Below are 12,145 nucleotides of genomic sequence, written 5' to 3' on the forward strand. Positions count from 1 at the left end.
ATTTACCATCATGACCCCCTGCTAACTTTCTTCCAAAACTACACTATATTAACCTGCTATGTAAATCACATACATTTATAAACATCTATTGTTTAGGGCTTCTACGTAAACATTGTCCGTCTATATGCGTCAATTAGTATCAAATTGTGATGTATGCAGGCCAAAGTTATCTTCTAATGCGTCAATTACACAGAACAAAATGTTTTTTGCGCTGCAGCTGCGCTCCAAGCATCAGGAGCTGGATAAACGTCTTGTATCAGCCTGTTTGTCTGGCACATACAGTGAGGTCAGAATCAATTGCCATTGCTTTTGCCATTGCAACTGCCAACATGGGCTGGCAGGCTATGTTCATGAATCTGTCCTGAGGTGTCATATACGCGCCATAAGACATCATTTGCACAGATTATAATACAGCGCCAGTGCCGAACTGACGGGCTTTGCGGGCCTTAAAGCAGTTACCTGGGGCGCTTTAATGCAAATTTGCCAGGTTCATCAAAAAATTACGAATTATTTAGTCTGTCCATTGGAGTTATTGGCTTAAACGGTCGTACAACTGTCCATGCAACCGCTATTAAATCGTGTACGAAGCGCTACTTGCGCAGCCCCACAGTAATGCTTACAGCAAGATGCAGTATCGCTGCCTGCCTTTAATCGTAATGATGGAAAAACACAGTTTTTTCAACTGAGGCTCTCAACCAGCTGATAATCAGTCCATGGATCAGCTCACATTGACAGCTCAGTACGAACTACGCCTCACCATCTCATTTACCATCTCCCACCCATTTGCTGTTCCACTCACCTGGCCATACCTTTGCTCCCCATAAGCATAAGGGTAGGCATAAGCATAACCAGCGTTAAGCAAGAGCACAGTGCCATCTCAGAGCACTGATGGGGCATGCTGTTGACGGATACACGGTCATCCTCATAATTATCACAGCAGGCACACAGCTGCCGGGCACGAATTGGCAGAGCACTCAGCTGCCTTGCTGGTATTAGCAGGGCATTCAGCTGCCTGGCAGGTATTAGCAGGGCATTCAGCTGCCTGGCAGGTATTGGCAGAGCATTCGGTTGCCTGTCAGGTATTGGCAGGGCATTTGGTTGCCAGGCAGGTATTGGCAGAGCATTCAGCTGCCGGGCAGGTATTGGCAGGGCATTTGGTTGCCAGGCAGGTATTGGCAGAGCATTCGGTTGCCGGGCAGGTATTGGTCGGGCATTCAGCTGCCTGGCAGGTATTGGCAGGGCATTTGGTTGCCTTGCAGGTATTGGCAGAGCATTCGGTTGCCTGTCAGGTATTGGCAGAGCATTCGGTTGCCTGTCAGGTATTGGCAGAGCATTCGGTTGCCTGTCAGGTATTGGCAGGGCATTCGGTTGCCTGTCAGGTATTGGCAGAGCATTCAGCTGCCGGGCACGAATTGGCAGAGCACTCAGCTGCCTTGCTGGTATTAGCAGGTCATTCGGTTACCTGGTATGCAGTGGCATAGCCGGGCAATGCGGGCAGGCAGGTCTGGCAGTGGCAGCGTGAACAGATCAGGACAGAAAGAGGGCAGGACGGCCATGCTATGGCAGGGGGAATTGCCTTGATAGCCGGTGCAGTACTTGTGGTCGTGCCTGTTCGTTATGGCTGTGAACCAAGCAGTGGGGGGATTGGGGCAAAATATGATTTGTCTGCCCTGTTATTGAACAGTGTCGATTTTTAATGTCGGATGACAATATCATGTTGGTGCAAGATAAGAATTTACACTTTATTTACATACAGTGTGACTGTAAACTGACATTACTGACACTAGTGTATGTTTCGTAGGCCGCTTAAACATGCGGTTTGACAGTGTTTGGCAGTTACATCCAAAAATTTGAAAAATAATTTGTTTTTACTGACATTTGCCCCTTTTTTAAACGGAATAGCTCAAACTTCTGTTGCTATAATGCCGCCAGTTGATTAGGCCCCTCACCAACAATGGCCTGCCTAAGCTGAAAAACAACATTACTATCAGGAAAAAAGTAATGGCCATTTTTCTAATGGCCGTGTTTCGAGGAATCAGATCCGAGTGCCCGGATCTGTGTTTGTATGCCTAAGGGACTTTGACGGGCAGGATGCTCTAAGTCCTGAATTCTTCCATCAACCAGGATTTTTATGAAACTCAGTAAACTCGCATGTGCTGCAGCCGCCGCCATGGCGCTCAGCTTCAGCTCTGTTGCCTACACCGCTCCTAATTTCTATGTAAATACAGATGTTATGGCATCAGGTGATGCCAACATCAATGGCACCGATACCGATCTTAAGACCTCCAGCTTTGGCGTGAACGTCGGTAATGAGTACATGACCATCGGTTACATGCGTACTGAATACAACTTTAGCGGTTCTTTCGATCCATTTGACAGCCTGAACAAGTTTACTGTTGACTTGCGCGCCGAGCGTGCCCTGAGCACCAGCCTGGTAGGCTATGCCGGTGTAACCCTCGGTACTCTTTTTGAGGATGACATCAGCCTTGGCGACAGCTACAACATCAGCCCTCGTCTGGCTTTAGGCTGGACCTTTATGAACGGCATGACCGCTTACGTTGGTGCTTACGCCAACCTCAACGCTGCAGACAATGTTTTCCTGCCTATCGTAGGCCTGAAGATTGGTGAAGAGCGCGATCACGGCTGGAGCGGCTCCATTGCTTATCCTGCAACCAGGGTGAACTACCGCTTCAACAAGTCATGGTCTGCTGATCTGACATATCTGACTATCAATGATACCTACTACATGGGCGATGATATTGCACGCAAGGGCCGCCTGTCTGAGGGCTTTATGCGTGAGAAGTCTCAGGGCGCAAGCATCGGTGTCACCTGGAACACCCCACTTGGTTTAGTATTATCCGGCGGTCTGTTTACCTTCTTTGACCGCGAGTTCAAGCTCTACGACAAGGACGGCAACGATTTTGCCAACTTTGAGACTGACAATTGCGCCGGTGCCTACCTGCGCGGCAGCCTCTACTTCTAATCAGAGCTTCGCAGAATCCAAATCTTAAAAACAGTTTAAGCCCTGAGAGACTGCCTCCGAAAAACACCTATGCTTCGGAGCAGCAGCCTCAAACGGGTTTGCATACAGACGCTGATGCCGTTCCGCTGCACACGGGGCGGCATTTTTTATTATCAGATAAGCACCCACACCCGGGCTGTCTCATTCAGCCACGTCAGCCGAGCCCCATCGCATCGCGCCCATCCCATCCCATCCCATCCCATCCCATCCCATCGCATACCATCCAATCTCATAGTATCGCGTTCATCCCATCGCATCGCATAGCGCCCATCCCCTTACTTCTGCCATTTCTGTTTAATCACACCGCTGCAAGCAGGTGAGTTTCAGGCTCAATAATTACTATGCTCTGAAAGCTGTCACCTGATGCTGGCATGTAGTAAGGGCGAACCTGATGTCATTCACTCATATGTTGATCCCGGATATAGCTTTACATAATAATTTATATTGCGGATAACGGGGCCGACATTTGTAACAAAAACCTGGTCCATAACATAAAGGCATTATCAAAAAAAACTAATTTACAAAACAAATTAGAATGGATAGAGAGGCAGTTGCTGCATCATAGTTGCTGTTCCTTAAAATACTTTCTAAATTTTTTTGAAGCGTAATTATTAAGAGGGTTCTGAGCTGGCTTTGATGCGCATGGTATGCGCTTTACAGGCTTAAGATTATCCGTTGATGAGAGCGGGGAATGGCGCAATCAGACGCCGCACTGGAGGTAGGCAGATGCTGCGTATCAGTAGTCGTTGAGCTGGAGTCGGCCAGGGGTGAATTGCAAAGATAAGATTGTGCTGGACAGGGATACGGCAGAGCGGCCTTGATGACGATTGGCTGTTGCTGGACAGGGATGGATTGCAAGGATAAGGTTGCTCCGTTGAGGGAGATAGCAGAATGGCCTGTATGAGAGGCAGGGAAGAGTTGCCCGGATGAAAGTCAGGAAGGAATTGCCCGGATGAAAGACAGGGAGGAATGGCCTGTATGAAAGGCAGGGAAGAGTTGCCTGTATGAAAGGCAGGGAAGAGTTGCCCGGATGAAAGACAGGGAAGAATGGCCTGTATGAAAGGCAGGGAAGAGTTGCCCGGATGAAAGACAGGGAAGAATGGCCTGTATGAAAGGCAGGGAAGAGTTTCCCGGATGAAAGGCAGGAAGGAATTGCCCGGATGATGGGCAGGGCGAAGTGGGCTGGTACCAGTGGTGGTTTATGGGCATGAAAAAGCCCCGCTGTCAGGGCCTGGGCCTTGATCTGCGGGGCTTTTGTCATATTACGGCATCATGGCCGTATGGAATTTTGTGCTGACGCTTAGACGTCTAATGGAGCACCTTCGATTTCCTTGCGGCCCAGCTTTAAGAAGACCAGCAGGATGCATACGGTAGCAACGAGGCCGATGACCTGGGAGATGTAGATATCCATGCCCAGACCCATATTTGGCTCGTAGAGAATGTAGGTGATACATGCAGCGGTGATGAAAGCACCTGGAATGGTAACAATCCAGTGGAACTTCTCACGACGGTACAGGTAAGCAGCGGCAGTCCACAGCATGATGGCAGCCAGAGTCTGGTTGGACCAGCCGAAGTATCTCCAGATGATGTTGAAGTCGATCTGAGACAGGGCAACACCAAGAGCAAATACTGGCACAGCAATAATAAGACGCTTTACCTTGCTGGTCTGGTCAAAGTTGAATACTTCAGCAATGGTCAGACGTGCAGCACGGAAAGAGGTATCACCAGAGGTGATTGGCAGAACGATAACACCCAGAATGGCCAGTAAGCCACCGAAGGTGCCCATCAGGGCTACAGAGCTGTCATAAACAACAGCAGAGGCAGTGCCGGCATTGATGGTGTCATTTAAGGTTGCCGGGTCGGTGTAGAAAGTCATACCAACAGTACACCATACCAGACCTATGAAGCCTTCAGCGATCATGCCACCGTAGAATACCATGCGGCCTTCGTTCTCGTTCTCAATGCAGCGGGCCATCAGTGGAGACTGAGTGGCGTGGAAGCCCGACAGGGCACCACAGGCAATTGTGATGAACATGAGAGGCCATAATGGCAGATCCTGTGGATGAGGGTTTACGCCCCACTCGGCCCAGGAGTAGAAGTTTTCTGGCATCTTTATGAACATGGCGGCAGTAATACCAACAGCCATGATGATTAACAGAGCACCGAAGATTGGGTAGATACGGCCAATCAGCTTGTCAATTGGCACCAGGGTGGCAATGAAGTAGTAGATAAAGATAACAGTCAGCCAGAAGCCGAAGTCCAGAGTTTCAGGAGTCAGCTTGGCCAGCAGGTTGGCAGGGGCAGTTGCGAATACCACACCTACGAGCAGCAGCAGGATAACGGCGAATACGCGCATGATCTGCTTGAAGAGCTTGCCAAGGTTGTAACCGACGATCTGAGGAACGTTAGCACCCTGATAACGTACGGACAGCATACCACCGAAGTAATCGTGAACAGCACCGGCAAAGATGGAGCCGATAACGATCCAGATCAGGGCCTGAGGGCCGTACAGAGCACCCATGATAGGGCCGAATACAGGGCCTACGCCAGCGATGTTAAGCAGCTGAATTAACCACAGCTTCCATTTTGGCATGGTAACGTAGTCAACGCCGTCGTATTTGGTAACAGCCGGAGTTTTGCGGTTTGGATCAGGGGCGAAGATCTTTTCAACGATCTTGCCATAAACGATATAGCCGACAATCAGAGCGATTGTGGCAATGATGAACCACATATACCTTGGCATTTGTGACTCCTTCTAATAACAACATCAACAAATTCACTATTCCCTTACCGCATTACAGTCTTCCAACATAACCGCAACTCAAATCTGTCTCAGCAATTTCTGAAACGGTGGTAAGGATGGGCTGCCGCCAAATGTTTGCATATTTGCTGTTGCACTGGTCACTGCCATGCCGGCCAGCATGCTCTTTATCAGTTTTGCATTAACAGATCCGGTCTGGCGCCTGTCCGTGCAGTCAAAACTGCAAGCGTTTGTCGTCAGCGACACTGCACTGATTTTAACCCTGCAATGTCAAATGCCCCTCAAATTTACCCTGAAAGTGAGTGCCAGCTCCCATCAAATAATTAAATTTATGAGCTGGATCCGATTTTGGGTAAATATTTCACAATTAAGTGAAAAAATATGGTGACTGCTCCACTCGTGAGTACAGTCCGGCATTTCATCACAAAAAGAGCATATTTATCGAAATGGTAAAACATATTGATGTCAATGGCATTTTTGATATTGATAAATACATATCTGGACTCAGTTGATTCACTTAACAACATTGCAGTTAAATGTATCAACTCATTGCCATGTGTATCACTCAAAAAATTGCAACCCGGATCATAGCCCTCAGCTGTATCAGATGCCTGACATTGTTATGCACCGCTCCAGATTGCACACCTGAACTTATACACCAATGTACTGTGCAGATAGAGCAATGCCGCATCCGCAGCCGTAACCTGCCAGCATCAGGCTGGCTTCGCACCGTTGGATATGCATCCGTAAGTGGCAAGCGGCAAGACAGCAGCGTCTGGACGGCTTAGCCACCGTCAGGATCGGGCACGAAGCCGCAAGCGGTCTGATGGGATGGCGGGCTTAATGTCCAGTTGGAGACAGTAGACGTTCCCGGAGGCAGGGACTGAGACAGCGGATGACCACTGCTTTGTATGGACGGGCCTGGTGGGCTTATGGACGGACTTAGGGGTAGGGCATGTTGGCAGTTGGACAGACTGGCAGACAGGATAGTGGACGGACTTAAGTGACGGGCATGTGGACAGTTGGACAGACTGGCAGACAGGATAGTGGACGGACTTAAGTGACGGGCATGTGGGCAGTTGGACAGATTGGCAGACAGGGTAGTGGACGGACTTAAGGGCCGGGCATGTGGGCAGGCTGGTAAATGGATCTGGTGAGGTCTGCAGGTGCGGTTGGTATTGCCCTGGAAAGGGGCGCATAGATTCAATTTTTTCAGGGAAATTATTTAACTGATTTGATTAACTGCTGCTGGGGATAATGTGGGAGTGCAGTCACGGATAAAATCCCTTAAATACGGGATTTATTGCAGGTAAGGGGTGGTATAATTATAAGGTTTAGCCATACCTTTGAGAGCCTTTTGGTGAGCGGACGCTATTTTTGCGCTAATAGTTATTGAAAATGGATATTGGTAAGTATAGACTAACTTACGCAAGCAGAGGGTAACGCGATATAGTTGCGGCTGACCAGAGCTGACAGAGCCTGACAAAGGCTTATACAAACAGATACAGCCTGACCAGGACTGATACCGTCCAGCAGGACTGATACCGTCCAGGAGGACTGACTCCTGACAGCACAACATACTTATCTGACCCTCGTAAGGATTTCTCATTGGCAGGTGCTGTTCATCAGCACCTGAATGCCTGAACTCTGCAGCCTGAATTAATTTCAGGGGCAGGCAGTGACTGCAGATATCACAGTCACCAGGTTCCAGCATTATTTTGCGAAAGGTCAACAGTGGTTATTGGGTTTTAGCCTGAGTCTGCAGTGAGAGGCCGGTCGCACGAGACATTAGTTTCTCAAGCTCTGATATCTGATGGACACAGGAAAAGGGAGCAGTCCCTGAACGAGCTTTCCCGTAGTTTTTCAGTCATCCGGCAGCTGTGCGCAAGGCACACGACAGTCTGTGCAGTGCTTTTACAGTAAATGCAGCCAAAAGCGTTGCCGGGTCTGACGAGCAAAGTTTTTCTAAAAGTGGCAAAAGCCTGCGGGCTTAAGAATTATGAAAAAGACTTTAGATACTTTAGAGCCTGGCCAGAGCGGCACAGTAGTAGCCGTTAATGGTCACAATACCTCTCTTCGTCGTCGCCTCCTTGATATGGGCCTGACTCCTGAGACTCACGTGGAGATTATGCGTTTTGCTCCTTTAGGTGATCCTGTTGAGCTTAAGGTTAGAGGGTATGCTCTCACCATCCGTAAGGAAGACGCCCGTTTAATTGAAATTGCCCAGTAATCCAGGAGCCTGAAATGAGCAAAACCATTGCCTTAATTGGTAATCAGAACTGCGGTAAGACCACTTTATTCAATTGCCTGACCGGCTCCAATCAGTATGTGGGCAACTGGCCTGGTGTTACTCTGGACAAGAGTACCGGCTTTATCTCATCCCGCAACATCAAGGTAGCTGACCTTCCTGGTCTTTATTCCCTTTCCCCTTACTCTCCTGAGGAAATCGTATCCCGTGATTTCCTGCTGAGTGGCGACTATGACGTTATCGTCAACATTGTCGATGCCACCCACCTTGAGCGTTCCCTTTCCCTGACCTGTGAGCTGCTTTCTTTCAAGCGCCCTATGGTTATTGCCATCAACATGATGGACCTTGCCCGCAAGGAAAACATCACCATCAACACCAGTGCTCTGAGTGAGCGTTTTGGCGTACCTGTTGTTGCCATTTCCGCTGCCCACGAGGAGGGTCTTGATGATCTCTTTGCTGCAGTTGAAAAGGCTCATGTAACCAGCAGCACTTACTATGATGAGAAGCTTGGCAGCAGCGTTGCCAGCGTTGCTGCTGCCGTTCCAGATGTTGAGTTTGAGGGCGGCCGCAACTTTATCGCCCTGTCTCTGCTCCAGCACGACAAGGCCTACATGGCAGCCTATGCTGACAATGAAAAGCTCCTGACTGAGGTCAACCGTCAAATCATGTCTCTGGAGAAGGAGTTCTCCACTGATGTTGAAAGCCTGGTTGCCCAGGAGCGTTATGCCTGGATTGACGGCATTATCAAGGACAGCGTTACCAAAGGTGAGGGCCGTTACAACAGCCTGTCGAAGCGCATTGATGATATTGTCACCAACCGTTTCCTGGCCATTCCAATCTTCGTTTTCATCGTTTACATAGTCTACTATCTGGCCGTAAGCACCATTGGTACCATGGGTACTGATTATGCCAACGATGTACTCTTTGGCGAGTATGCCACTAATGCAGCTACTTCCGTTATGGAAAGCGTCAATGCTCCAGAGTGGCTCTCCGGTCTGGTAGTTGACGGCATTATCGGCGGTGTAGGCGCTGTTCTGGGCTTTGTACCTCAGATGATTGTGCTCTTCATCCTGCTGTCCTTACTTGAGCAGAGCGGCTACATGACCCGTGTGGCTTTCGTTCTGGACCGCATCTTCCGTCACTTTGGTCTTTCCGGCCGCTGCTTTATCCCAATGGTCGTTGCCTCCGGCTGTGGCGTGCCTGCCATTATGGCCACCAATAACATTGATAATATCAATGAAAAGCGCATCACCATTATTACTACTACCTTTGTGCCATGCTCAGCCAAGCTGCCAATCCTTGCCATGATTGCTGCCGCTTTCTTCCCTGAGTCCACTCTGGTAGCTCCGGCTGTATACTTCCTTGCCATTTTCTCCATTGGCTTTACTGCCTTTATCCTCAAGAAGGACTCCACTTTCAAGGAAGAGGTATCTCCATTCGTTCTTGAGATGCCTAACTACACTCTGCCTAAGCTGCGCAATGTAATGCGTTCCACCTATGAGCGCTGCCGTGCATTCGTTATCAAGGCCGGTACCGTAATTTTCGCAACTGTTGTAGTTGTATGGTTCCTGTCCAACTTCAACTTCACAGCTGACGGCTTTGGCATGGTTGAGGTTAACAACTCTCTGCTGGCTGTTATCGGTTCTGCCATTGCCTTCATCTTCATTCCTCTGGGTTTTGCCTCCTGGCAGGCTTCCGTAGCTATCTTCACCGGTCTGCTGGCCAAGGAGAATGTAGTAGGCACTCTGGCTGTTCTGCTTGGTCTGGGCGAGGTTGCCGAGGATGACGCCAGCCTTGGCGCAGCCCTCAATGGTGAGTTCACCACCTCTGCAGCTGCCATGTCCTTCCTTGCCTTCAACCTGTTCTCAACTCCATGTATCGCAGCTCTTGGTGCCATGAAGCGTCAGCTCAACAGCCCACGTCTGTTCACCTTTGCTGTAGTCTACATGCTGGTCTTTTCTTACTGTCTTGCCATGATCATTTACGAGATTGGCGGCTTCGTAACCGGTCAGGTTCCATTCGGTCCAGGCACTGTAGTAGCAGGTGTTCTGGTACTGGTTGCCCTTTATCTGGTATTCCGTCCAGAGCGTAAGGGTACCAGCCTGCGCATTCCTGTTAAGCAGGTCTGACTGAACAATACAGACTCTGAAAAATCTCAGAGCTCTGACCACCATAACAGGTGATAACGCGGCACAGGAGCAGGGTCACAACTGATGGGAGGCGGTACCCCGCCTCTGGCCATGGCTCCATAATCTGCCCGTACACAGCGGCTCCTGCCGTAAATAAAAGGCGATCGTTTCTGCCCCTGGGCAAAGCGATCGCCTTTTGCTTATGAGCCAAAGCCAGATATCCCTGCCGCCACTGCCAGAAGGCAGCCCCGGCAGCCCCGGCAGCCATCCATCAGATAGAGTACCGGCTGGCCGGACGGGCGCGCACCCTGACGCAGTTATGCCTTAAGGGCATTTGGGCGGTCTGCAGCGCCGGGTGTTCCGGGCATTGCGCGGCCGGTCATGGGCGAAAAAATTTTTTCTCTTTATCGCCTGGATCTTGAGTTTTAGGCCCAGCCTGGTCAAAATAGTAAAAATTTCCATCTGGAGTAAAAAACATGTTTAACATGGGCAACATGATGAAGCAGGCTCAAATGCTTCAGGAGCGTCTGGCTAAAGCTCAAGAAGAAGTCGCCAATCTGGAGTGCACTGGTGAAGCCGGTGCCGGTCTGGTAAAGGTCACTGTCAATGGTCGTCATGAGGTACGTCGTGTTTCCATCGATGACAGCCTCCTGTCTGATGACAAGGACATGCTCGAGGATTTAATTGCAGCTGCCTGCAATGATGCCAACAGACGTGTTGAAGAGCAAAGCAAGGCCAAGATGGAGCAGGTAACTGCCGGTATCCCATTACCACCAGGCATGAAGCTTCCTTTCTAATGCTTTGACATGCAGGGCCCATGGCCTGAAGTGAAAAACCCGGTTTTCTTCAGCATAAGGCTGCGGAAACTGGGTTTTGATGTTTTTACAGCCCTCAAACTCTATACTTATCCACTCAGCAAGCCCCTGGCTTTGCCTATCCCAACCCCCCAGCTCCCTGGTCCAGCCTGACCTGGCATGAGTCCATGCCATGGGCCATGACCGTGAGTCCATTCCATGAGGCCGCTCCATGAGACCTGGACGTGAGGCCGCTCCATGAGACCTGGACGTGAGGCCGTTCCATGAGGCCTGGACGTTAGTCCATTCCATGAGGCCAGGCCGGGCGAACTGTGAGGCAGTATGGGGCTGCTGGGCCGAGTGGACAGGGGCAGCTTAACTCAGGAAAAACTGATGTCATCATCTACCCATCTGGACAAGCTCATTAAAGCTCTGCAGGTTCAGCCTGGCGTGGGCGGCCGTTCAGCTGCACGTATTGCCTACTATCTGCTTGATCGCAGGCGTAATGACGCCATAGAGCTGGGCAAGGTGCTGATAGAGGCCATGAACAGCATCAGACTGTGCAATTGCTGTCGCAACTACTCTGATAATGAGCTGTGCCGTATCTGCTCAAATCAGGAGAGGCATAACGCAAGGGCACTGTGCATAGTCGAAAGCCCGTCTGATGTTGAGGCCATTGAAAACAGCAACAACTTCTTTGGTCTGTATTTTGTGCTTCACGGCCATCTCTCCCCAATTGACGGCATAGGTGCCCGTGAGCTGGGACTGCCACTTCTGGATACGCTGCTGGCTACAGGTCAGTTTGACGAGATTATTCTGGCTACCAACCCCACCATTGAGGGCGATGCCACAGCGTCATTTATTGCTTCTCTGGCTCAGCGTCACAACATCAGCAATATCTCCAAAATTGCCTCAGGCGTTCCTCTGGGCGGTGATCTTGATACAGTTGACCAGAAGACCCTGGCAAGCTCACTGATGAACCGCCGCCCATTTTCCTGATAAGTCCAGGCACGAACGTCCCAGGTTTTCATCTCATGTCCTGACAGGGCTGAGACCGCCTAAGTCTGGTCGTGGTATCTGTCATTTTGCTCAAGTCATTTCAAGTGGCCCGCTCTCAGCTCAAAGCAAGCTCAAGCGGGCCACTGTCGTTTTAGTGGGAGCAGGGCCGGGATTAATGGTTGGTGCCTGACT

At 50.1% G+C, this 12,145-nt stretch carries 7 protein-coding genes; 6 read left to right on the forward strand and 1 reads right to left on the reverse strand.

Annotated elements, in window-relative coordinates:
- Positions 1-983: 983 nt before the first annotated feature.
- Positions 984-1,481 carry a hypothetical protein gene (locus tag MXE41_RS10820; RefSeq protein ID WP_247100497.1) on the forward strand — a complete coding sequence of 166 codons (498 nt, stop codon included), beginning with the start codon at positions 984-986 and terminating at the stop codon, positions 1,479-1,481.
- Between the two features lie 650 nt (positions 1,482-2,131).
- Positions 2,132-2,983, forward strand: a complete 852-nt coding sequence (locus tag MXE41_RS10825) for a hypothetical protein (protein ID WP_247100498.1) — start codon at positions 2,132-2,134, stop codon at positions 2,981-2,983.
- A gap of 1,339 nt (positions 2,984-4,322) precedes the next feature.
- Here MXE41_RS10825 and MXE41_RS10830 read toward each other — a convergent pair.
- Entirely contained in the window at positions 4,323-5,765 is a 1,443-nt protein-coding gene (locus tag MXE41_RS10830; RefSeq protein WP_247100499.1) for a carbon starvation protein A, read from the reverse strand.
- Between the two features lie 2,017 nt (positions 5,766-7,782).
- Here MXE41_RS10830 and MXE41_RS10835 point away from each other — a divergent pair.
- The 4 genes from MXE41_RS10835 (at position 7,783) to recR (ending at position 11,953) form a co-directional block, all read left to right on the forward strand.
- Positions 7,783-8,013: a FeoA family protein gene (locus MXE41_RS10835; protein ID WP_247100500.1), complete on the forward strand. Its 231-nt coding sequence runs from the start codon at positions 7,783-7,785 to the stop codon at positions 8,011-8,013.
- 14 nt (positions 8,014-8,027) lie between these two features.
- Positions 8,028-10,160 (forward strand): ferrous iron transport protein B, encoded by a 2,133-nt coding sequence (gene feoB / locus MXE41_RS10840; RefSeq protein WP_247100501.1) that lies wholly within the window; start codon positions 8,028-8,030, stop codon positions 10,158-10,160.
- A gap of 476 nt (positions 10,161-10,636) precedes the next feature.
- Positions 10,637-10,957 (forward strand): YbaB/EbfC family nucleoid-associated protein, encoded by a 321-nt coding sequence (locus MXE41_RS10845; protein WP_246978447.1) that lies wholly within the window; start codon positions 10,637-10,639, stop codon positions 10,955-10,957.
- Positions 10,958-11,347: 390 nt separating this feature from the next.
- Positions 11,348-11,953, forward strand: coding sequence for a recombination mediator RecR (gene recR, locus MXE41_RS10850; RefSeq protein WP_246978445.1), 606 nt, complete (start codon positions 11,348-11,350; stop codon positions 11,951-11,953).
- Positions 11,954-12,145 lie beyond the last annotated feature (192 nt).

Source organism: Anaerobiospirillum sp. NML120449, assembly GCF_023051105.1.
Lineage (GTDB): Bacteria > Pseudomonadota > Gammaproteobacteria > Enterobacterales > Succinivibrionaceae > Anaerobiospirillum.